The organism is Weissella sp. LMG 11983 (genome assembly GCF_025908495.1).
GTDB classification, from domain to species: Bacteria; Bacillota; Bacilli; order Lactobacillales; family Lactobacillaceae; genus Weissella; species Weissella fermenti.
On the sequence record NZ_JAOZFD010000001.1, the window covers coordinates 793,278 to 815,415 of the forward strand.

Genomic DNA, 22,138 nt, shown 5'->3' on the forward strand with positions numbered 1-22,138 from the left:
CTCTTTCTTTAAAGTGTGTCTATTCATCACACACAACATCAATTTCTACTAGATTTTCAGATTACTAGCGGATGATACTCTGACGAATAGCAGCTAACTTAGTTGCTAATGACCCATCCAAAATCTGGTTGTTCGCTTGTACAACAACACCACCAAGCAAGGCTTCGTCGACAACTTGTGTCAACTTAATCTCCTTAGCTTCAAAGCGCTTTGCAAGTTGTTCCGTCATACGGGCAGCTTGTTCGTCGCTCAAAGCAACAGCAGTCTTAACCTCGGCATATACCACACCTTCAGACTTGTTAACCAAGTCCTCATAAGCCGTGATAATTGCAGGTAGGTCGCTGAAACGGCGATAATCATACGCCATTTGCAACAAGTTCTTAACCACTTGGCTAGCTCCATCAGATAGCGTTGCTACCATTTGTTGCTTAGCTGACTCAGGCACACGCATTGATTCGATAGCCTTCGTCAATTCTGGGTTTTCCACCAATACTGTACGTACTTCAACCAATTCGGCCAAAGTAGCAGCATCCGTGTTTTGGTCATGGGTTAATTCGAACAAAGCAACGGCATATCGCTTAGCAATCGTTGCTTGATCCAATGCCATTACTTGTTACCTAACCCTTCGATGTAGGCGTCAATCAACGCCTTTTGATCATCTAACTTTAGTTCCTTTTGGATAATCTTTTGTGCGATCGTCACTGACAATTCAGCAACATCGTTCTTAACGCCAGCCATTGCTTCGGCACGCTCTTGCTCGATTTGAGCTGAAGCTTGATCCTTAGTAGCTTGGGCAGCTGCGTGCGCGTCCGCAACGATTTGATCACGTTGGTTTCCTGCAGCAGTCTTAGCGTCAGCGATGATGCCGTTTGCTTCAGTGCGAGCTGATTGCAATTGAGCTGAACGCTCAGCTGCATCAGCTTCGGCTTGCTTACGGGCCTCTTCAGCAGAGTCCAAATCGTTAGAAACCTTTTCCGCACGCTTTTCCATCATCTTTACTACTGGACCCCAAGCGAAATGCTTCAAAAGAAGCATCAACACAAGGAATGCCACTAGTACAAACAACATGTTACCCAAAGCCAACCCTTCGCTAGCACCTGCTAGAACAATTTGATTAATCATAATTAGTTGGCCTCCGCGTTACTATTACTTGCTCAACAACATGAAGGCAATGGCGATGGCAATGATAGGCACGGCCTCGACCAATCCAACACCGATGAACATGTTAGAACGCAACTTACCTTCCAATTCAGGTTGGCGAGCCATACCTGAGATCATGCTTGAAATAACAATACCGTTACCAATTCCGGCACCAATTGCGGCACCCGCTGCGGCAACACCAACACCAATGGTTGCAACGTCCATTTTTTTAATCCTCCGATTAATTAAGAAAAAATTACTCTTCAATCTCAGTCTTTTCTGAAACGTAAACAGTCGTCAACGTAACAAAGACATAAGCTTGAATACTTCCGACAAACAAAGAGAATGCTTGCCAAATCATCGTTAGCAAGAATGCTGGAACGAATGATACGACACCGGCTGATTTTGCCAATTCCCAAAGAAGAGACAAGACCATTTCACCGGCAAAAATATTACCGAACAAACGAAGTCCCAATGTCAAGAAACTCGTGAATTGTTCAATAATGTTAATTGGCAGCAATGCGCTGAATGGACTCAAGTAAACTGACTTGAAGTAGTTTTTGAATCCGAGCTTTTGAACACCCAAGTAGTGGGACATTCCGATTGCAATCAATGCCAAGGTCATCGTGACCAACGGATTAGCCGTTGGAGAACGCAAGAACGTTACGTCATTGAAGTCAACCACGAAGGCAACACCTAATTGGTTGGCAACAAAGATGAACATGAACATTGAGAATGCGAAGAACTTCAAATTAGTTCCAGTTCGATTTGGAAGCGATCCATCAACGATACCGTTGGTAAAATCGATAATCCACTCAAGGAAGTTTTGCTTTGACGTACCAGCTGGCTTCATAACCAGCTTGCGAGACATCCAAAACGCCAAGAAGAAAACAATAGCGAATGTAACAGTCGTTGAAATAATGATGCTCCAGTCGAACGTTAGCCCCGCAATGCTAAAGGTTGCGGTCTTCTCACCCACAGAAATCCACCTCTTTCCTTTCTAAATAATCGCGGTGATGCGCAGAACACAGACCGTTTAAAACTTTTACCCCCTAATATTACGCCTTTTAATTGCGAATTCAACGTTTTAAGCTTCAACACTTTTGTCCCAAATGTGCAATCCGTTTTACAAATGCCGTAAAACCGCGGTTTTAAACATTCCACTTCGGAATAGTTTTATATTTATATCCATAATTTGATATTTTAAATATTCTAAAAAATAGCATAATCCTAGTCATACCAACGCCTATTCCCACTTTTTACAAGAAAAAACCGCGGTATTCCATATCGGAAACCGCGGTTCGAGTTTGTATAATTATTAACTATTTCTCTGAAGCAGCCTTTTCTGGCAAGACCAAATTCAAGAAAATCCCCAAAACAGTGGCGATGGCAACACCAGAGAATTGGATGATGTCGTTACCCTCACCCACTTGTAGGTAAGCGTTACCGATACCGATAACCAAAACTGATGAGGCAATCATCAAGTTACGCTTCAAGTTGAAGTCAATCTTGTTTTCAACGATGATACGCAAACCTGAAGCTGCGATAACACCGAATAGCAAGAATGACACACCACCCGTAACGGCGCCAGGAATTGATTGAATCAACGCTGACAACTTCCCAACGAATGAGAACAAGATGGCGAATACGGCGGCACCAATCAAAACGTAAACTGAGTGTACCTTCGTAATGGCCATAACACCGATATTCTCACCGTATGACGTAACTGAAGGTCCACCAACCAATCCGGCAAAGATTGAGGCAGTACCATCACCAGCCAACGTACGGTGCAAACCTGGGTTACGCATGAAGTCACGTCCCGTCAAGTCATCCAAGACCATCAAGTGACCCAAGTGCTCCGTGATCGTCACCAAAGCCAATGGCGCCATAACGATGATTGCGCCCCAGTGCATGACTGGCTTGTAATCAACGAATGGAATGTCGAAGTCTGGCAAAGCGAACCAAGCAGCGTGTGCAACTGGTGCCAAATCAACCAACCCGAACAAGATAGCGAAGATGTATCCACCAACGATTCCCAACAAGATTGGAATCAAACCAAGGAACCCCTTCAAGAACATGTTGAAGACAATCGTCAATCCCAACGTGATCATCGCAACCGCGAAGACACGAATATCGTACTTACCATCCAACAACGTTGCTGATTGCGCAGCTGATGATGACAATGACAAACCGATAACCATGATGATTGGACCGACCACGATTGGTGGCAACAACTTTTCAATCCAGTTCGTACCGATTACGGCAACGATGGCCGCCACAATCAAGTAGACAATACCAACTGAGATAACACCAGTGGCAACACCAGGGTATCCTGTGGTCTTCATCAAGGCCACCATCGGAATGATGAAGGCAAAACTAGAACCCATGTACGCTGGAATTTGCTTCTTCGTAATCAAGATGTGGAGCAAAGTTCCCACACCAGAACTGAACAAGGCAATTCCAGGATTCAAACCAACCAACAACGGTACCAAAACCGTTGACCCAAACATTGAGAACATGTGTTGCAATGACAATCCAATCCATTGCAAGAACCCAGGCTTCTCATTAACGTCAAGTACGACGTCACGCTTCATATCCATGAGCAAACTCCTCTATAATTCCCGTCTTCATACAAAAAACAGCCAGGACGACCATGTCATCCCAGCTGTAAAAAATCTTCTAACGTACGGTTGTACGTTGATCCGAACTTGTCAGTCTCGCTGGGCTGACTTAAAGACGTCTTTTAATAACTTTATTAAGTATAAACCAGTTAACAAAGTTAGTAAACAAGCCCGCTTCGCGTTAAACGTTTTACCATCCGATTAAATTGACTTAAGCGTATCTAGTGCCAATTTGATGTCAGTTTCACCTTGGCGCATTGAAATGACGCGGTGGAATGTGTTCTCGCACTTCAACATTTCTGACAACACCTTAGCCACATCGGCAATCGCATTCTTGCCCGTACCGGCGTTCTTTGGATTCAAGTCAACCTTACCTGTAGCAGGTTCTTCCGTCAATCCAACCGGTTGCAAAATCGTGTAGTTCAATTCCGTGTGGTGCATCAACCAGTGATCACCAAAGAACTTCGCGATGTTGTAGTTCATCATACTCTCGTCTTGCCACTCAGCAGGTGATAGTGAGTGCCATGAAGACAGCATGATAAAGCGCTTGATGCCCAACTTGTCCGCAGCGTTTTCAAGCTTTACGGCACCGAAAGCATCGATTTGCAACAAGTTCTTACCACGTGATCCGGCCACGAAGTAAATGGCATCCAATTCCAATGGACGCAACTCACCAACCAGCGTTGCTTCGTCTGCCAACAAATCAATATTCTTTACTTCAACACCTTCACCAAAGTCTTGGTCCGTGTGACGCGTTCCCGCAATCACTTGGCGACCATCCGCCACAAGATTCTTAACCAACTCTTCGCCGACGCGCCCACTAGCGCCTACTACTAATACTTTCATCACACATCTCCTCAATTTCTTTTTTCTTCACTACTATTATCAAAGACAAAAATGGAGACCGCATGAATTAATTCTTGCAGTCTCCAAATTTTCTTTAACTAATTAGTGAGTACCGAACAAACGGTCACCCGCGTCACCCAAACCTGGGATGATGTATCCGTGCTCGTTCAAACCTTCGTCCAAACCAGCCGTGTAGATATCAACATCAGGGTGGGCCTTTTGTACAGTCTCAACACCGATTGGTGCAGAAACCAACGTAATCAACTTAATCTTAGTTGCACCGCGCTTCTTCAAAGCGTCAATGGCCATAACAGCTGAACCACCAGTAGCCAACATTGGATCAACAACCAAAACTTCACGTTGGTCGATGTCTTCTGGCAACTTAACGAAGTATTCAACTGGCTCCAATGACTCTTCATCACGGTACATACCGATGTGACCGATACGTGCAGCTGGGATCAACTTCATGATTCCGTCGACCATCCCCAAACCAGCACGCAAGATTGGCACGATGGCCAACTTCTTACCAGCCAATTGCTTTTGCGTCGTCTTGGCAACTGGTGTCTCGATGACAACATCTTCAACTGGCAAATCACGTGTGACTTCATAGGCCATCAATGAAGCAATTTCATCAACGATCTCACGGAATTCCTTCGTTCCAACATTCTTATCACGAATAATCGTCAACTTGTGTTGGATTAGTGGGTGATCAAAAACAGTTAGCTTGCTCATGTCATGTACTCCAATTCATTTTCTACTATTATACAGGTAATTGTTATTCAGCGTGTTCAATTCCACTCAATGGGAACTTATCCGTCAACGTAATAACTTCCTTGGCAATCATATCAAGAACTTCTTGGTTATCGTGGTTCTCAAAGGCACGCAAAATCATGTGTGCCACTTCGCGAGCTTCATGCTCCTTGAATCCACGCGTCGTAATTGCTGGCGTTCCAATACGGATACCTGATGTGATGAATGGGCTACGCGGCTCATTTGGAATGGCTTCCTTGTTGGTCGTAATGTGAATGCTGTCCAACAAGTTTTGGGCTTCCTTACCCGTCAAACCAGTGGCCGTCAAATCAAGGTTGAACAAGTGGTTGTCCGTACCACCAGAAATGACGCGAACCAAATCTGATTGGCTAAATACTTCAGCCATGGCCTTAGCGTTCGCCACGATTTGCTTACCGTATTCCTTGAAGCTTGGTTGCATCGCTTCGTAGAACGCAACAGCCTTACCAGCAATCACGTGTTCCAAAGGTCCGCCTTGCGTACCAGGGAAGATGGCTGAGTTCAACTTCTTACCCAACTCTTCCTTGGCCAAAATCATACCACCACGAGGTCCACGCAATGTCTTGTGCGTCGTCGTCGTGACCACATCAGCGATACCAACTGGTGATGGGTGAACCCCAGCAGCAATCAAACCAGCGATGTGTGCCATATCAACCATCAAGTATGCGCCAACAGAATCAGCGATTTGACGGAAACGGTCAAAGTCAATGAAACGTGAGTAGGCTGATGCACCCGTCACAATCAACTTAGGCTTAAATTCTTCAGCCAAAGCTTGAACTTGGTCGTAATCAATCAACTCGTTCTCATCCAAACCATAGGCGTGGAATTGGTACGTCTTACCTGAGAAGTTAACAGGAGAACCGTGCGTCAAGTGACCACCAGCGTCGAGGTCCATCCCCAACACGTGGTCACCATGTTCAAGCAAAGCTGCATAAACAGCCGCGTTGGCTTGCGAACCTGAGTGTGGTTGCACGTTGGCGTAGTCCGCACCGAACAATTCCTTGGCACGATCGATAGCCAATTGTTCGATTTGGTCGATAAACTCAGTTCCACCGTAGTAACGCTTGCCAGGATAACCTTCAGCGTACTTGTTCGTCAAAATGCTACCTTGCGCAGCACGCACCCCTGCTGATGCAATGTTTTCAGATGCAATCAACTCGATGTTGTGCTCTTGACGGTCAGCCTCGCGGTCAACGGCAGCCCACAACTCTGGATCAAACTCACGATAATTTGTCATTCACATGACCTCCTATTAAATCCCCAAATATAAACGATATCCCCAAAATTAATCAGCTAACAGTTCCGTTACCCAATGTCCGCCGGAAGACTTTCCAAGACGGTTATTGTAGGCACTGTTTTCTGGTGTCGATGGCATGGCAGCGACCAAAACCGTCCGCACATCCTTGCGATCATCAAAGTAACGCAAACCGGCGAACAATTTAGCTGCTGCGGTATCTCCATTATCCCCGAGAGACCACACAAAGTCCATGCCAGCCAACTGGTGTTGAATAATTAAATCATTCGTCAACATCAAACCAACTGGTTCCAATTGTCCTTGGGCCCAAATGATAGCTTGCGTCCAGTCTTCTGGTGCCACCATATACACATCTTTGTCAGGTGCGTAGTGGCGGTACTTCATACCTGGTGCCTTGGGCGCTTCATCAGCATCCACGTGACGAAATCTCAGAATCAACCGCCACACCTAGCACATCTTCAATTTGGCCAGGCGTAATCTTACCTGGACGCAAAACGGCTGGTTGATCAGTTGATAGGTCAATAACTGTTGATTCAACCCCAATCTTCGTTGCCCCATCATCCAAGATGCCGGCAATCTTACCATGCAAATCATGGTAAACGTGTTGCGCCGTGGTTGGTGATGGCTTACCTGATGTGTTAGCAGATGGCCCAACCAATGGCGCATCAGCCTCACGAATCAACGCACGCGTCAAATCATTATCTGGCATACGGGCCGCCACTGTATCCAAACCACCTGTCACCGTTGTTGAAACCGTACCGGGCTTAACTGGCAAAATCATCGTCAATGGGCCAGGCCAAAAAGCGTCCATCAACTTCTTCGCCCAGTCGTTCACCTCAGCAAAGCGGTCAACTTGTTCTGGGTCAGAAACGTGCACAATCAACGGGTTGTCAGATGGACGGCCCTTTGCAGCGTACACCTTACCAACAGCCGTATCGTTAAACGCATCCGCGCCCAATCCATAGACTGTTTCAGTTGGGAATGCAACGAGTGACCCACGCTTAATTGCGCGAACCGCTGCGGGCAATTCATCAGCTGACCAAATTTTTGTCTCTGCCATGTTATGCCTCCCGTGACACTTTAATCATGCGATCATGTCCACTCATGTCTTGGCGCAATGATACTGAGACACCTGGCAACTCACCAAAGACTGCTAGCAAAGCTGGTCCTTGTTGATACCCGATTTCAAAGTATGCTGCCCCTTGTGGACTTAGATAATCTAATAGCTCAGCAGCCATCTTCTTGTACAAAGCCAAGCCTTCGTCGTCCGCAAACAACGCCAAATCCGGTTCGTACATAATGACTGATTCATCCATCACGTCGCGCTCTTGCTCACTAATGTAAGGCGGGTTTGAAATGATGATGTCGTATTGGCCTGAAGCCGCACTAAACAAGTCACTCTCAATCAATTGCACCTGCTTGGCAAATTGTTCAGCGTTTGACTTGGCAACTTCAAGGGCGTCAACTGAAATATCAGCACCCGTCACATCCCAAGTTGGGCGTTCGGCCCCGATGGTTACCGCAATGGCACCTGAACCCGTCCCAATATCAAGGACGCGCTTAGGTTCACCACTGGCTTTGTAATCATTAAGGACCCATTCCACCAACTCTTCAGTTTCTTGACGGGGAATCAATACACGTCGATCAACGTTGAACTCGCGCCCGTAGAAAGCAGCGTGGCCCAATGCGTATTGCACCGGTTGACCACCCTTGATGGCACGCACAGCCACCATGAAACGCAAGCGCTTCTCATCTTCCAAGACGGTATTCAAGTTATTCGCCAATTGCGCATAATTCCAATCCATCATCCCTGTTAGTAGATAATCGATTTGTGCTAGTCGCTCTTCTTCATCGTGAATGTATGGCTCAAGTTGCCAATCACCCCAATCGCGAACTGCTTGAATTGTCCATTGTTCATCAAACATTGTGTCTTATCCTTGCTTCAATTCTTCCAACTTGGCCGTTTGGTCAGCGATAATCAAGGCGTCGATAATGTCGCCCAATTCACCGTTCATGATACGGTCCAACTTGTTCAATGACAAACCAATACGGTGGTCCGTCACACGGTTTTGTGGGTAGTTGTACGTACGGATACGCTCTGAACGATCACCAGTACCAACGGCCGTCTTACGTTGCTCAGCATACTCAGCTTCGTTTTGTGAAGCGTAGTAGTCGTAGACACGAGCCTTCAAAATTTCCATGGCCTTCGCACGGTTTTGTTGCTGTGAACGTTGGTCTTGCATGGCAACCACGATACCCGTAGGCAAGTGGGTCATACGAACGGCTGATGACGTCTTGTTAACGTGCTGTCCACCGGCACCTGATGAACGATAAACATCGACACGCAAATCCTTGTCTTCGATTTCAATGTCGACATCTTCGTATTCAGGCATGACACCGACCGTCGCCGTTGACGTGTGAACACGACCGGCTGATTCGGTATCAGGCACACGTTGCACACGGTGCGCACCGTTTTCGAACTTCAACTTTGAGTAAACGTTGTCACCAGTAATCATCAAAACGATTTCCTTGTAACCACCGATTTCAGTCTTGTTCTCGTCGATAACTTCAACGTTCCAGCCTTGCTTTTCAGCGTAACGTGAGTACATGTCGTACAAGTCACCAGCGAACAAAGCAGCTTCGTCACCACCAGCAGCACCGTGGATTTCCATGATGATGTTCTTGTCGTCGTTAGGATCCTTAGGCAAAAGCAAGATCTTCAACTTCTCTTCGATCTCCTCCTTCTCGCCCTTCAACTCCTTCAATTCTTCCTTGGCCATTTCTTCCAATTCAGCGTCGCCAAGACCTTCGTTCAACATCTCTTCGTTACCTTCGATGCCTTCTACGACTTCCTTGTAACGCTTGAAAGTTTCAACCGTTTCACGCAAGCTACCTTCTTCCTTAGAAAGCGCCATGAAACGTTGTGTATCTGAAATGACATCAGGGTCAGAAATCAATTCGCTGATTTCATCATAACGGTCAACAACCGCTTGGACCTTCTCAAAAATCTCATCCATGTTGATTCAAATTCCTTTTCTTAAATATGTATTAGTTCTTTGCCATACGACGTGCAATAGCAGCCATATCAGGGTGGTTGTAGTGGTAACGGCATACAGGCATGTAAGCTTCATCTCCACCAATTTGGACTTGAGCACCTTCATAAACTGGTTGCCCATCAGAAATACGCAAATTCATCGTTGCCTTGCGACCGCAGAATGAACAAAGCGTCTTCATTTCCTCAATCTTGTCAGCATAAATCAATAGCGCTTCTGAACCTGGGAACAAGTTATTGAAGGCATCGTTCTTCAACCCAAACGCCAACACCGGAATGTTCAAGTCATCCACAACTTGCGTCAACTCAAGCACTTGCTCCTTGGTCATAAATTGCGCCTCGTCAATCAAGACCGCCGCGACATCATCTTGTTGTTCTTGAATCAACTTGAACAAGTCATCCGCATCACTGATTGCCAACGCTGAACGTTGCATCCCAATACGTGATGCAATTTCACCAACCCCTGAACGGTTGTCTAAGGCACTTGTTAGTAGCAACACGTGACGTTGTTGCGTTTCATAGTTGTGAGCGACCTTCAAAATCTCAATACTTTTTCCGCTCGCCATTGCACCATATCTAAAAAACAGTTGCGCCATGTGTTGCCACCTTCCTTCTGCCAAAATTAAAATTAGTTAGTTTGACACTCATTTAACAGTATAACGAAATTTCGCCTATAAAAAAAGAAGAGAACTCACAACAGTTCCCTTCTTGAAATTTTAGTCAGCTAGATTCTTATAGTTCAAAATCTTCTTGTACATCGTCTTATACTCAGCGTTCGTCATCGTGGCCTTGTATGGTGGGATGTAGAAAATCTTGGCGTGCTTGTCAAGGTAGTCCATTGGGTTCGTCTTAGCAGAATCCATGGCCTTCTTCCACGTATCACGTGACACGCCTTGCTTGTCGGCTTGCCAGTCGAGCACAAATGATGCCAATGCTCCGACATTGTATGTCTCGGCATATGCACCACTATCTAGGTAAGCCAAACGATTTTGCTTAAACAGCGTGCGCACAGCGGCATCGTTTTGCTTCATCGTCTTCACCTTATCTGGATAACCCGCAAATAGTGATGAACGAATCTCGTAGTAGTACGCCGTTCCTTCCATACGATCGTCCTCAAAGGTTGCCTTGTAGTCCTTCTCGTAGTTTTGCTTGTAGTAACGGTACGTTGCCAACGCTTGCGCCAATGACTTTTCAGACTTATTCGTATAAGCCGCCATCAATTGTTCTTGCAATTGCAAACGAATACGACGCGCATCAGTGTGCTTCATGTACTCATTTTGCTCTGCATTGTAGTGCTTCTTTGGTGACGCCCAGCCTTCTTGTTCCGTTGCGTGGAACATTTCGTGTGCGTATGTGATAAACAAATCGTACGTTCCCAAATGTGGATAACGTACCAAACGCTTTGTGTCGTGCAACTCCTCATTCGTTACGGCCATGAATGCACCTGACTTACCGTGCGCATTAAATGACATGAACCAACCTGATATTGGTTGTGGGTCAATGTCATAGCTAAGTGCTTCCTTCTTAGTCATGTCTGACACCTTACCAGTCGGCGTGACCATCCAGAACTTCTTATCGTCCACACCATTAACAATGGCGTATTGATTAACATTCTTGTTCTTTGGCCAAAGTGATGGTGCAACCTTGTGGTATGCCTTCACTTGATTAGCAAACGTCTTGTGCACATATGTGTCGACGTCCTTATCGGCACGCGCATTCGTAATCCCAAACTCAGTGCCAGCTGCATGCGCATGTGAGGCCATTAGCCCCAATCCAGCAACCGCTGCAATCGCTCCCAAAACGATTGCTGATTTCTTGAACTCCATCGTACAGTCCCACCTTCAACTTTTTGTTTTTGATTAATACAAACAGTTTACAAAAAGTTTGCAGAATTGTCTTTTAATAAGTCTGCTTAATGCCGAATAAAAAGCACCCACCATGACAGTGAGTGCTTCAATTTCTTGTTTAGAATGATTCTGGCTCGATGTTGGCCATCTTTTCTGCCCAGTTCACTTCAGGGTACTTGCGCTCCAATGCCGTTTGCAAAACGTGCAAAGCCAAGTTTCCGTTACGCGTGAAGATAGGTCCGTGGAAGTACGTACCGTAAACATTTCGGTAAACCAAACCTTCACCGCCGTCTTCACCGTTATTTCCCTTACCTTGAAGAACCATACCCAAAGGACGCTCTCCTTCACCAAGGAACGTACGTCCTTGGTGGTTTTCGAAACCGCGGTATTCGTTACCGTTAACTTCGTCCTTGATCAACACGTTACCGATGAAACGGCTGTGTTGTTGGTTCAACGTGTAGTGATCCATAACTGAGATACCCTCAACACGCGTACCGTCAGCCATCAAGAAGTAGTGACCCAACAATTGGAAGCCACCGCAAACACCCAACAAAGGTCCATCAGATTCGATGTAACGCTTGATAGCATCTGCCTTAAACTTCAAATCTTCCGCAACGATTTGCTCTTCGTAGTCTTGACCACCACCGAACAAAACGAAGTCGTACTTCTTATCATCAAACTCGTCGCCCAATGAAATCAATTGAACATCTACGTCGACACCGATTTGTGAAGCGTAATAACGCATCGCCACGATGTTTCCGTAGTCACCGTAAGTGTTCATCAAATCACCGTACAAGTGTGCGGTGTGCAAAACGTATTCTGCTGCCATGTTCCTTATTCTCCCATACCAGTCTTGATGAAGCCTTCTTGTGCCAATTGAGCACGCAATTGCAACATCGCCGTGTAGGTTGCCGCAATGTAAACACGCTCAGTAGGCATGCTGTCGATTGCTTTAACAATTTGCTTGAGGTCTTGGTAGACCGGAAGATCACCGTAACCAGCCATCTTCAAACGGACGTACAAGTCCTTATAACGCTCACCACCAGTGACAATCTTTTGCATACCAGAATCTTGCAAAGACTCGAAATCAGTATCCCAAATCCAACTTGTGTCGATACCGTCAGCATAGTTGGCGTTCAACAAAGCAATCAATGAGAATGGTTGATCATCTGTCTTCATCATGTCGATAACTTGGTTCGCACCCACTGGGTTCTTAATCAAGACAATCGTCACTTCCTTGCCGTTCACCTTAACCGCTTCTTGGCGACCAAAGATTTGGGCATTTGATTCGAATGCGTGGTGAATTTGTTCCGTAGAAACACCTAGGTAACGACCAACGGCATAAGCAGCCAAGGCGTTGTAGATGTTGTACATCCCACCAATTTCGATTTGGTACGTCTCACCATCGATATCAAAGTTTGAGAAACGCGGCGTCATCTCATTAACCTTTGTTACGGCATAATCCAACTCTGGACGCTTGAAATCGTCGGTGACTGAGAAGTAGTCACCTTGGTTTCCGAACGTCATAAAGTGATAGTGTAGCACCGTATCGTCAGTTGGTGACAAAATACCGTCAGTATTGTGCGGCGCCTTCATGTCACCATCAGCTGGCAAGTGGTTGAAACCAAAGTAAACCTTTGGATTTGGCAAGTTACCACGCATAAAGATTGGTGAATCTGCGTTGGCGATAACCGTTGCCTCAGGGAACAAACGGATTCCCTTCAAAATCTTGTCGTAGGTCGTGTAAATTTCACCGAATTCGATCCAATTGGTCACGGAAGATGTTTGTCAAAACAAACGCCTTAGGCTTCAATTGACGTGCAACGGCTTCCACGTTGGCTTCATCAACTTCCAAAAGTGCGATTGGGCGTTGTGACTTGTCGGTCACCTTGGCCGTCAACATCGTTCCCGTGATACCTTGCATCATGTTTGAACCTGATGGGTTCGTGATGACGTCAGGGTACTTCTCACGCAAAACGCGGGTCGTCAAAGTTGTCGTCAACGTCTTTCCGTTAGTCCCGGTAATCAAAATAACGTCGTAGTGTTCTGCCAACGTCGTCATAACTTCAGGATCAATCTTCGTTGCCAACTTTCCTGGCAATGATGTACCGCCACGACGCAAAATGTCGTGCAATACCACGTATGAACTTTTACCAACAAAAGTTGCCAATGCACTCTTAAAGCTCATGTCGTCCTCCTACTGCATCGTTAAACGATGTTTATCTGTCAAATTAACTAACTTACAGTTTACCATTCTCCCGCATAAAAAGTTAGGGTAATAGGTAAACAAACGAAACTTAATAGTACGCAATTTTGGACTTAGTTTCAATAGTTTATACAGCCGGACGCCCTGCATTAATGACAAACGACTGACCAAGCACCGTTAATATTTTTTGCAATACATCAACATCAATGCCAATGTTTACGTTTTCGATTTTAGCAACCTGACTCTGGGTAAGTCCGACTTGTCCTGCCAATTCCGTTTGTGACATCCCCTTTTCGTGTCGCGCTCGCTTAATCAAAAGTGCCGCTTTTGCGCTCGCGGGAATATCCGCTTCGTCAGCGAGCCGATTGTCATGAGCAGCAACAATTAGTTTCGCTTCATCATCTACCGTAATAGGCCGTTGCATATGCTGGCCGATAAAATAGAACTCTCTGAGCGTCATATCATGAAACAACAACGCATCCCGTGCTTCATCCGCCTCCATGTACGCCTCTGAATCCGGCGTATTTTCATCAAGAATGCGATCAAGGTCCAACAATTTCTGCCGTATCACTTCTACTTCCATTCGATTCATACCTCGCTCCCCAACAAAAGCGGAGCGCACAAAATGCACTCCGCTTTATTGCTATTCTTATTTAGATAGTGGTCCAGGTGTAGATACAATCAGTGTCGCATCCCCCTGCAATGTCCAGGCTTCAATATCGTTCGGCAAGATGAAACTCTTACCCTTTTCAAGGTGATAGGTCACCCCGAAAACAGTCATGTCGAGTTCACCTTCAATAACCGTACCCAACATGTATGGATCACGTGCATCCAGCGTTGCGCGTCCGTCCAATGTCCACTTATAAACATTGAAGTATGGCGCTTCAACCAGTGTCGTGACGTTCAAACCAGCATATTGCGCTGACTTGCGTTCTGGTTGCTCAGGAACAAATGGTACCGTCGTCACGTTCTTCGCATCTTCCAAATGCAACTCGCGCAATTCGCCCGTCTTGGCATCCACACGGTCAAAGTCGTAAACACGATACGTCACGTCAGATGATTGTTGCGTTTCAAGCGCCAGCACACCAGCACCCAAAGCATGGAGTGTGCCAGCTGGCACGTAAAAGAAGTCGCCAGCCTTTACCGGCACCTTACGCAACAAGTTATCCCAGTCACCCGCATCAACAGCGGCATCGAATTCTGCCTTCGTCTGTGCGTTGTGCCCGTAGTAAATCTCAGCACCCGGCTCAGCAGCCACGATGTACCAAGATTCAGTTTTCCCCAATTCGCCAGCATGCTCCCCAGCGTAGCTATCATCTGGGTGAACTTGCACTGACAAATCCTGGTGCGCATCCAACAACTTTACTAGCAGTGGAAACGGCTTGTCAGGATTCGTGTTGCCAAATAATTGTGGTTCCTCACGCCACAATTCAGCCACCGTCTTCCCAGCAAATCGACCATTTTCACAGAACACATTCCCATTTTTGTGTCCCGAAATTAACCAAGCTTCACCCGTGGTCTCTGATGGAATATCAAAGCCAAAAACATCGCGTAGCGCAGTGCCACCCCACATCTTTTCGTGCAATGCTGGTTGCAAAATCAATGGTTCAGTCATAATAAATCTCCCCCGAAATGTACATGAAACTATCTATTTAATTGTTGAAGTGTAGGTAAATGCCTGACAGCCAACCGTGTTGCGCCACGTGGTACCAAACGACACCAGATGGATCATCCACGCGTTCTGTGACGTCCACCACAGCACCGTGAATGACACGACCAATTTCGCGGCCGTATGGTTGTGCATACACTGCCACATCCCCGCCTGGCAAGTAATCAATCGTCGCACGGGCCACAAATGGCTTCGGCGCCCACGTCGTTGGTCGGTTCCATTCAGATACCGGCTTAGCGACGCGACCGTCGTTATCGGTTAGCTTCATCGTTTGCATGTCGTATGCCACCCAACGTGAATCCGCTAATTGATACCAGAATTTACCGTCACGCGTCGCAACGCGTTCCACGACCTTCATGTAAGCATCCGCCCAAAGCTTTTGGCCAAGTGGCGTTGTTGACTCAATTTCATCAACTGGTTGCACGCTATCTAGCATGTGCAAGTACTTATCATGGATTTTTTCAGTTTCTGCAATGGCATCACGGCGGTAATAGAACGTCACCGTGTGCATCGTCTTCTCATCAAACGTTCCCGTTAGAGTTCCTTCTGATGAAACAAAGCGATATCCTGCAACATCCGCTGGATCAAGTGAGAAATGCTCCCCAACCGTTCCCTCAATCAAGCGAGATGGCGCAATAGATGCTTTTGAATCAGCATCCTTGCTATATACCCAAACGGGCATGCCTTGTAATTCAAAGTCAGCCATCTTTGCTGCCTCCTAGTTGTAGTTTCTTATGTCTATTTTAACAGGGAAACCATGTAACCGCCTACATGACTGTCTTTGCTTAACGTTTTGTTTAGGTGTCAAAATTGTTCATAAACGAATATTAAATTATTCTCATTTAACTTGTTGACTTCTCATAAACCATCCAGTATATTATAAACATACCTTAGCCAAAGGAAATAAATGCTCTGTAGTTCAGCGGTAGAATAACTCACTGTTAATGAGGAGGTCGCTGGTTCGATCCCAGCCAGAGCAGTTGCCGATTACTAATTGGCAAACATTTGAACATCATTGCTCTGTAGTTCAGAGGTAGAATAATTCACTGTTAATGAAGAGGTCGCTGGTTCGATCCCAGCCAGAGCAGTCAGTAATTTCGCAAATAGCGCCGGTTCCAATTGGAGCCGGCGCTATTTGTTTGTCCTTTTTGGCCTGTTCTGGCTAGGATCGAACCAAAAGAAAAGAGCGATAACATCGCTGCTATCGCTCTAATCGAGACTATCTATTAGTTGCTGAACTTGCGCTTCAAAGTGAAGGCGCCCGCTACACCAACAAATGCCAATCCAAGCATCATGATTCCTGTTCCACCCGTAACTGGGAAGATTGAGGCCAATGGTGCTTGCTTCGTGTTCTGAACCGTAAATGTCGTTGTAAAGATGTTGTTGTCACGGTCTGGCTTTACCCATTCCGTTACCTTACCATCCTTGTCAGTCTTAACAAACAAAACCTTTTCTGACTTCAAGGCATCTGGTACCTTAACGCCAGTTTGCGTTGCAAAGTCTGCATTCTTCAAAACCTTGAAGTAAACATCCTCCGCACCATCATAGCCCGCTGGTACCGTTGACTCGTGCAACTTGTATAGGACGTTGAAGTTTAGGCTCTCGCCATCCTTCATCGTGTGCATACCAGTCTTGTCATCAGCCACCATCGAAACTGCAGTTTGGCTACCTTCTGCATATTGGAAGGCTGCCCCAGGCAAAATCTTGTTGTCTTGATCAACCTTCTTCACTTGGAAGAGAGCCTTGATGTCCAATTGGTTTGGCACATCAGCCGAAACAGCTACCTTGCCAGTTTCTGTATCAGGCGTGTTTACCACATTCTTCAACACGGCTGGGTCAGTCGTCTCCTCAAACGTAGCTGCATAAACATCATTTGTACCATCTGCGTTAGCCGTCAAAGTTGCGCCAACAGTAAAGGTAACATCAGTCGCCCCAACGTAACCGTTTGGCGCTGTCTCAACTAGTTGATACTCACCAACCGGCAAGTTGTTCCAAGTCCAGCTTGTCGCATCAGATGATGTCGGATCAACAGTTACTGGTGTTGCCAAATCCTTGTATGCTGAAATTTCAGCAGAGGCAAAGTTGGCCGCCGTCCATGCAGATGCTTCACCGACCTTCTTCAAGGCGAACGAAGCACCTTCCAACTTGTTACCGTCTTCATCAATCTTGTTGATGGTTACATCAGCCGTTGGCAACTTCTTCAACTGAACGTTGACCTTGTTTGTTTCCTTGGTTGATACAACGTCCTTGTTCGCATCATCCTTACCAAGACCAGTCGTCACCTTAGCCGTGTTGTCCCATGAATCACCATAGAAACCAGTTGCAACCTTAGCATCAACTTGAACATCCATCTTCAAAGCCATATCTTGACCATTGAAGTCGGCCTTCTTAATTGCTGAAGGGTTTAGCGTTACCGTAACCTTTTGACCAGAAACATTCACCGTGTAATCGCCCTTTGCATAGGCAGTACCGTCCGTCTTGTACAACGTGACAGAGTTAGCACCGTTACGCAATGAAACGTCCGTTGGCAATGTATCTTCAAAGACCAAGCTCGTTGGTACCATCAATGATGATGTTCCAATGTCATAAGTCTTTTGGGCAACCCAATAAGTGAAGTTGAACTTGTCACCTGAAGTCGTTGACGTAATTGCCAAGTTCTTCGTATCCAAGTTACCACCAGTCTTGTCCGCCGTAATATTTGCATATGTTTGATCATCCGTCGTGACGAGCTTTCGAGGCTCAGTCAAAGCGATTGGATGAGTCAAGGCAGATGAAATTGTCTGCCATGTATTACCATCACCCGTAAATAGTTGGAATGAATATTTCTGCCCCGTTAGCGGATAAGTCAAAGCTGCGTTTTCGAAATATTGACCATCCAAGATATCTTGGAAGTTGTTTGGGTCGCCATTCCAAGCTTGTGCATCTTGTCCAAGACCGTATACACCGTGGGCTGTTGAATACCAGTGACCTGCACCCCAACCTGACTTCTTCATCAACGTGTTCTTTGATGTTTCAGGCTGGTCTGGATTGATTACACCTGAAAGGGCAACCGCTGTTTCAGCATACTTGTCGGGTGAGTAATTAGCCCAGCTTTCGCCATTGGCTGCCGTTGCTGCTTGACCATTGATACCCGTCGTGTAGGCATCCCATGTAAAGTCTGCTGGCGCTTGCTTTTGATTACCAGACAAATCTTGATTAGACATTGCCGTACGGCCAAAGTTATTCAATGATGAAAATGTAATTTGTGCATCGTCATTTTGATCAACTTGAATCTTCTTTGTGAATTGGCCGTTCTCAAGCGTAAAGAATTGCAATTCGATATTCAACGAATCAATTCCGTGGTAAATCAAACCTGAGTACAGATTGTTTGGCACATCGATGAAACGCATGTTACCCATCAAGTTGTGGCCCGCAATTCCTGATGAAGGATTAATGTTTGAAATCTTCATCGTCGCACCCAATGGTTGCAGTTCACCATCACCATCCGTGTAATCACCAACGTGGTCATACACAACCGTAAACTCCGCACCGCTCATCGCTGCATCGTCACGGAAAGCAATCGTGTAGGCTGAACGATTGTTCGCACTAGATCCTTGCTCGTATTGTGAGTGATAACCAGTACGAACCTTGGTTTGATCGGTTGCGTTATCATTCTCAGTTCCATCAATTGCGACAACGTTAGAAATGTCCGCCTTACGATAAATCGAAATCGGTGCGTCGTAGCCAGTGTCCGCAGAGTTCTTAATCTTGTCTTACGTAACTGTGTTACTCCAGATACGGAAGTTATCAAAATTAGTCTTACTGTTTGAACCGGCTGTCGTACGAACCTTACGCTCAATCAAGATTCCAGAGATAGCCTCACCCTTAACAACATCCGTAATCGTACGGTTGTAGTAGGCGTTTGGATCTTCTTCATCGTTCGGCGCTGGCACCGTCTCACCAGGTACTTCAGGATTTGTTTCTCCTGGTGTTTCTGGCGTCGTTGACCCTTCGTCATCCCCTTCATAACCATACAAGTTAGCTTGGATGGTCATCTTGGCATCGTCTGGCAACAAACTCGTTGTCGTTGCCTTGGTTTCCTTTTCCGCCTTCACAGCCTTTGTGTTAGCTGTTTCTTGTGTCAAAATCAAACCAATTGGCAATGAAACGGCACGCTTCTTGTCATCCGTAGATGTCGCTGACAAGTTCAATGAGTAACCATTAGCATTGTTATAAATATCAAATGATCCCAACTCACCCGTCTTGGCATTCCATGACTGCCCGTTAACTGTGAAATTAGTTAACCCTGCCTTCTTGGCCGCTGCTGGATCGATTTTAAACGTCACCTTATCCCAATTAGGACTAGACGTTTCTTTATCGATAAAGTTAAGCTTCCAAGAAATGTCATGGCCACTTTGCCATTGCCACTCGTTACCCTCACCAGTGGTAACAGTCAGCCGATCAGACTTATACAACGTCTTTTCCGCTGCATAGACTGTCTTTGTCAGCATACCGACATTGGCAATGTAAGGCACAACCAATGCAATCAGACCAACAACTGCCCACCAGAAACGCAACCGCTTTTTAGGCAATAAACCCTGGTGTGTTTCCATACACATCACTCCTTTTCAAACTATTCTGTTTTTTTATTACAGTGGCTCGAGTTAGTCCACTGCTGTACTTTAATAGAATAGCGAATCTATATGATTAACTTTTGCGGTGAGATTAACAAAACTGCGAAGTTTTTGAAGAAATATCTTTCTCAAACACCGGTGGTACATGACTTTTTGACTATTCACAAATTCTTCATAAGTAAAACACCATTTACCCGTGATTTACTTTTTATAATGAATAAATGTAAGAGGGGCTAACGCAACTTCTCACCTAGAGAATACACAAAAGACGTCGACCGGCATAACTGCTAGTCGACGTCTTTTGTTTTATAGCTTATTCAAATACCATTTGGTTGTTGTACAACTCAGCATAGAAGCCGCCTTGTGCCAACAATTCCGCGTGGCTACCGTGTTCGATAACGTTTCCGTCACGCAACACGACAATCTTGTCGGCATTCAAAATCGTCTTCAAACGGTGGGCAATCACGAAACTCGTACGTCCCGCAATCACATTATCCATCGCCTTTTGAATCTTAGCTTCCGTCACCGTATCAACGTTTGACGTTGCCTCGTCCAAGATCAACAAATCAGGCGCCGTCAAAATCGTACGCGCGATTGACAACAATTGCTTTTGACCCGTTGAGAAGACTGAATTTTCATCAGACACTTGGGTATCATAGCCATCTTCCAACGTCATAATGAAGTCGTGAATGTTGGCTTGCTTAGCCGCATCAATCATTTCTTCATCCGTGGCATCAGGCTTACCGAACGTGATGTTGTCACGAATTGTACCCGTGAACAAAACAGAGTCTTGCAACACAATACCAACGTTATCACGCAAGGACTTCAAGTCCATGTCGCGTACGTCAACACCGTCAAACTTAACCGCACCGTCCGTCACGTCATAGAAGCGGTTCAACAAGTTCATAACCGTCGTCTTACCTGAACCAGTCGGTCCAACCAAGGCCACCATTTGTCCCTTGTCTACTTCAATGTTGATACCGTGCAAAATCTCACGGTCAGGGTTATAACCAAAGTGTACGTCGTCCAACAAAATCTTGTCCTTAACGCCCGTAAACTTCACGCCGTCCTTAGGGTTGATTTCGTCATCTTGCGCAAACACTTCGTTCAAACGGTGGGCACCAGTCATGGCCAATTGCAACATGTTGTACGTTGACGTGATTTGCGTGATTGGTTGGTAGTATTGTTGTGAGAACGAAACGAACGTCACAATCAGTCCCAAACCAGCCGCACGTGAGGCCAAATCACCGTTCAAGGCTTGCGTGGCACCGTAGAAAATCACGATAGCCAAGTTGAACAAGCCCATTCCTTGCATCAATGGGAACAACACACCTGACCAGGCTTGACCAAGCGTCGTTGCCTTACGTACCTTGTTGTTGTGCTCGATAAAGCCACGGATTGACTCTTCTTGCAAACCGTTGGTGATAATCACCTTTTCACCGTTGATTTGCTCGTTGATGTATCCGTTCAAGTGCCCTACTTCAGCTTGTTGGGCATCCACGTACTTCTTTGCCTGCACAATGATCAACGCAGCCAAGATAACCGCAACGGGTGTTGAGGCAATCGTCACCCAAGCCATCTTAGGACTTTCGTTAAACATCATCCAAACCACACCAATCAACATCGCAATTTGTGAGAACAATTGGAAAATGGCTTGGTTCATGGCGTTGAAGATGTTATCCAAGTCAGACGTGAAACGTGACAAGATTTCACCGTCTTGGTGAGAATCAAAGTAACGTACCGTCATACGTTGCATCTTGCCAAACAAGCCCTTACGCATGTCATTAACTGAGTTAGATGACACGATAGCTTGAATGAAAGCGTTGATGAACAAACCAGTTAGCATCAACAACACAAAGCCGAAGAACAGTAGCAAGGCATGGTGGAAATCATGCAAACTTGCTTGGCTAGCCGTCATTGGGTTCAACTTCACCATCAAGTACTTTGACAATTCCGTAATTGAACGTCCCATGTAAACCGGCGCCTTAACTTGTGCCCACGTTGCGAAAATCGTGAACACGAGGATGGCAATCATCCCCATCCAGTAACGCTTGAAGTAGTGCGCAAAGAAACGAATTGATTCAGTAATATTCTTCATCT

Annotated in this window: 19 protein-coding genes, 2 tRNA genes and 2 pseudogenes; 2 read left to right on the top strand and 21 right to left on the bottom strand. The window is 45.8% G+C overall.

Going from position 1 to position 22,138, the window contains the following annotated elements:
• Positions 1–64: 64 nt before the first annotated feature.
• The 18 genes and pseudogenes from atpH to OIT45_RS04360 all read right to left on the bottom strand — a co-directional run bounded on the left by atpH (position 65) and on the right by OIT45_RS04360 (position 16,131).
• Entirely contained in the window at positions 65–607 is a 543-nt protein-coding gene (gene atpH / locus OIT45_RS04275; RefSeq protein ID WP_004560330.1) for an ATP synthase F1 subunit delta, read from the bottom strand.
• On the bottom strand, positions 607–1,122 hold the full coding sequence (atpF, locus tag OIT45_RS04280; protein WP_004560331.1) for a F0F1 ATP synthase subunit B: 516 nt from the start codon (positions 1,120–1,122) through the stop codon (positions 607–609). Before atpF ends, atpH begins: the two co-directional genes overlap by 1 nt.
• A 24-nt stretch (positions 1,123–1,146) precedes the next feature.
• Positions 1,147–1,365, bottom strand: a complete 219-nt coding sequence (gene atpE / locus OIT45_RS04285) for a F0F1 ATP synthase subunit C (RefSeq protein ID WP_004560332.1) — start codon at positions 1,363–1,365, stop codon at positions 1,147–1,149.
• 31 nt (positions 1,366–1,396) lie between these two features.
• Complete coding sequence (gene atpB, locus OIT45_RS04290; protein ID WP_199403840.1) at positions 1,397–2,119, bottom strand: F0F1 ATP synthase subunit A; 723 nt, start codon at positions 2,117–2,119, stop codon at positions 1,397–1,399.
• A gap of 343 nt (positions 2,120–2,462) precedes the next feature.
• Positions 2,463–3,740, bottom strand: coding sequence for a solute carrier family 23 protein (locus OIT45_RS04295; protein ID WP_277426379.1), 1,278 nt, complete (start codon positions 3,738–3,740; stop codon positions 2,463–2,465).
• Positions 3,741–3,962: 222 nt separating this feature from the next.
• The gene (locus tag OIT45_RS04300; RefSeq protein WP_161690091.1) at positions 3,963–4,607 is read right to left on the bottom strand and encodes an NAD(P)H-binding protein; all 645 of its coding nucleotides are present in this window, start codon (positions 4,605–4,607) and stop codon (positions 3,963–3,965) included.
• A 102-nt stretch (positions 4,608–4,709) separates the two neighbouring features.
• Positions 4,710–5,339 (bottom strand): uracil phosphoribosyltransferase, encoded by a 630-nt coding sequence (gene upp / locus OIT45_RS04305; RefSeq protein WP_135797131.1) that lies wholly within the window; start codon positions 5,337–5,339, stop codon positions 4,710–4,712.
• Between the two features lie 43 nt (positions 5,340–5,382).
• Positions 5,383–6,633 carry a serine hydroxymethyltransferase gene (glyA, locus tag OIT45_RS04310; protein ID WP_004560337.1) on the bottom strand — a complete coding sequence of 417 codons (1,251 nt, stop codon included), beginning with the start codon at positions 6,631–6,633 and terminating at the stop codon, positions 5,383–5,385.
• A 48-nt stretch (positions 6,634–6,681) separates the two neighbouring features.
• Positions 6,682–7,711: pseudogene (locus OIT45_RS04315) on the bottom strand (L-threonylcarbamoyladenylate synthase).
• Between the two features lies 1 nt (position 7,712).
• Entirely contained in the window at positions 7,713–8,576 is an 864-nt protein-coding gene (gene prmC / locus OIT45_RS04320) for a peptide chain release factor N(5)-glutamine methyltransferase (protein WP_135797128.1), read from the bottom strand.
• A 6-nt stretch (positions 8,577–8,582) separates the two neighbouring features.
• Positions 8,583–9,668, bottom strand: a complete 1,086-nt coding sequence (gene prfA / locus OIT45_RS04325; RefSeq protein ID WP_135518064.1) for a peptide chain release factor 1 — start codon at positions 9,666–9,668, stop codon at positions 8,583–8,585.
• Positions 9,669–9,699: 31 nt separating this feature from the next.
• Positions 9,700–10,299 carry a thymidine kinase gene (locus OIT45_RS04330; protein ID WP_199403841.1) on the bottom strand — a complete coding sequence of 200 codons (600 nt, stop codon included), beginning with the start codon at positions 10,297–10,299 and terminating at the stop codon, positions 9,700–9,702.
• Between the two features lie 120 nt (positions 10,300–10,419).
• Positions 10,420–11,529 (bottom strand): hypothetical protein, encoded by a 1,110-nt coding sequence (locus tag OIT45_RS04335; protein ID WP_199403842.1) that lies wholly within the window; start codon positions 11,527–11,529, stop codon positions 10,420–10,422.
• A 139-nt stretch (positions 11,530–11,668) separates the two neighbouring features.
• Positions 11,669–12,379 carry a type 1 glutamine amidotransferase gene (locus OIT45_RS04340; RefSeq protein ID WP_004560343.1) on the bottom strand — a complete coding sequence of 237 codons (711 nt, stop codon included), beginning with the start codon at positions 12,377–12,379 and terminating at the stop codon, positions 11,669–11,671.
• Between the two features lie 5 nt (positions 12,380–12,384).
• Positions 12,385–13,738: pseudogene (locus OIT45_RS04345) on the bottom strand (MurT ligase domain-containing protein).
• A 145-nt stretch (positions 13,739–13,883) separates the two neighbouring features.
• Positions 13,884–14,339: a helix-turn-helix domain-containing protein gene (locus tag OIT45_RS04350; protein ID WP_264339882.1), complete on the bottom strand. Its 456-nt coding sequence runs from the start codon at positions 14,337–14,339 to the stop codon at positions 13,884–13,886.
• Between the two features lie 66 nt (positions 14,340–14,405).
• Complete coding sequence (gene manA / locus OIT45_RS04355) at positions 14,406–15,371, bottom strand: mannose-6-phosphate isomerase, class I (protein ID WP_135797123.1); 966 nt, start codon at positions 15,369–15,371, stop codon at positions 14,406–14,408.
• Between the two features lie 37 nt (positions 15,372–15,408).
• A complete protein-coding gene (locus tag OIT45_RS04360; RefSeq protein WP_199403844.1) occupies positions 15,409–16,131 on the bottom strand; it encodes a MucBP domain-containing protein in 723 nt (240 codons plus the stop codon).
• Between the two features lie 202 nt (positions 16,132–16,333).
• On the opposite strand from OIT45_RS04360, the gene OIT45_RS04365 reads away from it, so the two are divergent.
• Positions 16,334–16,405 (top strand) — tRNA-Asn (locus OIT45_RS04365).
• Between the two features lie 36 nt (positions 16,406–16,441).
• A tRNA-Asn gene (locus OIT45_RS04370) sits at positions 16,442–16,513 on the top strand.
• 138 nt (positions 16,514–16,651) lie between these two features.
• Here the strand turns inward: OIT45_RS04370 and OIT45_RS04375 are convergent.
• The 3 genes from OIT45_RS04375 to OIT45_RS04385 all read right to left on the bottom strand — a co-directional run bounded on the left by OIT45_RS04375 (position 16,652) and on the right by OIT45_RS04385 (position 22,136).
• The gene (locus OIT45_RS04375) at positions 16,652–18,961 is read right to left on the bottom strand and encodes a SpaA isopeptide-forming pilin-related protein (protein WP_199403845.1); all 2,310 of its coding nucleotides are present in this window, start codon (positions 18,959–18,961) and stop codon (positions 16,652–16,654) included.
• 216 nt (positions 18,962–19,177) lie between these two features.
• Positions 19,178–20,017 (bottom strand): hypothetical protein, encoded by an 840-nt coding sequence (locus tag OIT45_RS04380; RefSeq protein WP_199403846.1) that lies wholly within the window; start codon positions 20,015–20,017, stop codon positions 19,178–19,180.
• A gap of 334 nt (positions 20,018–20,351) precedes the next feature.
• On the bottom strand, positions 20,352–22,136 hold the full coding sequence (locus OIT45_RS04385) for an ABC transporter ATP-binding protein (RefSeq protein ID WP_112464271.1): 1,785 nt from the start codon (positions 22,134–22,136) through the stop codon (positions 20,352–20,354).
• Between the last annotated feature and the right edge of the window lie 2 nt (positions 22,137–22,138).

Excerpts from the sequence above, each read along its gene's own strand:
- atpH (WP_004560330.1), bottom strand. The coding sequence starts at position 607 with ATGGCATTGGATCAAGCAACGATTGCTAAGCGATATGCCGTTGCTTTG.
- atpF (WP_004560331.1), bottom strand. The coding sequence starts at position 1,122 with ATGATTAATCAAATTGTTCTAGCAGGTGCTAGCGAAGGGTTGGCTTTG.
- atpE (WP_004560332.1), bottom strand. The coding sequence starts at position 1,365 with ATGGACGTTGCAACCATTGGTGTTGGTGTTGCCGCAGCGGGTGCCGCA.
- OIT45_RS04295 (WP_277426379.1), bottom strand. The coding sequence starts at position 3,740 with ATGGATATGAAGCGTGACGTCGTACTTGACGTTAATGAGAAGCCTGGG.
- OIT45_RS04300 (WP_161690091.1), bottom strand. The coding sequence starts at position 4,607 with ATGAAAGTATTAGTAGTAGGCGCTAGTGGGCGCGTCGGCGAAGAGTTG.
- upp (WP_135797131.1), bottom strand. The coding sequence starts at position 5,339 with ATGAGCAAGCTAACTGTTTTTGATCACCCACTAATCCAACACAAGTTG.
- glyA (WP_004560337.1), bottom strand. The coding sequence starts at position 6,633 with ATGACAAATTATCGTGAGTTTGATCCAGAGTTGTGGGCTGCCGTTGAC.
- prmC (WP_135797128.1), bottom strand. The coding sequence starts at position 8,576 with ATGTTTGATGAACAATGGACAATTCAAGCAGTTCGCGATTGGGGTGAT.
- prfA (WP_135518064.1), bottom strand. The coding sequence starts at position 9,668 with ATGGATGAGATTTTTGAGAAGGTCCAAGCGGTTGTTGACCGTTATGAT.
- OIT45_RS04330 (WP_199403841.1), bottom strand. The coding sequence starts at position 10,299 with ATGGCGCAACTGTTTTTTAGATATGGTGCAATGGCGAGCGGAAAAAGT.
- OIT45_RS04335 (WP_199403842.1), bottom strand. The coding sequence starts at position 11,529 with ATGGAGTTCAAGAAATCAGCAATCGTTTTGGGAGCGATTGCAGCGGTT.
- OIT45_RS04340 (WP_004560343.1), bottom strand. The coding sequence starts at position 12,379 with ATGGCAGCAGAATACGTTTTGCACACCGCACACTTGTACGGTGATTTG.
- OIT45_RS04350 (WP_264339882.1), bottom strand. The coding sequence starts at position 14,339 with ATGGAAGTAGAAGTGATACGGCAGAAATTGTTGGACCTTGATCGCATT.
- manA (WP_135797123.1), bottom strand. The coding sequence starts at position 15,371 with ATGACTGAACCATTGATTTTGCAACCAGCATTGCACGAAAAGATGTGG.
- OIT45_RS04360 (WP_199403844.1), bottom strand. The coding sequence starts at position 16,131 with ATGGCTGACTTTGAATTACAAGGCATGCCCGTTTGGGTATATAGCAAG.
- OIT45_RS04375 (WP_199403845.1), bottom strand. The coding sequence starts at position 18,961 with ATGAGCGGTGCGGAGTTTACGGTTGTGTATGACCACGTTGGTGATTAC.
- OIT45_RS04380 (WP_199403846.1), bottom strand. The coding sequence starts at position 20,017 with ATGGAAACACACCAGGGTTTATTGCCTAAAAAGCGGTTGCGTTTCTGG.
- OIT45_RS04385 (WP_112464271.1), bottom strand. The coding sequence starts at position 22,136 with ATGAAGAATATTACTGAATCAATTCGTTTCTTTGCGCACTACTTCAAG.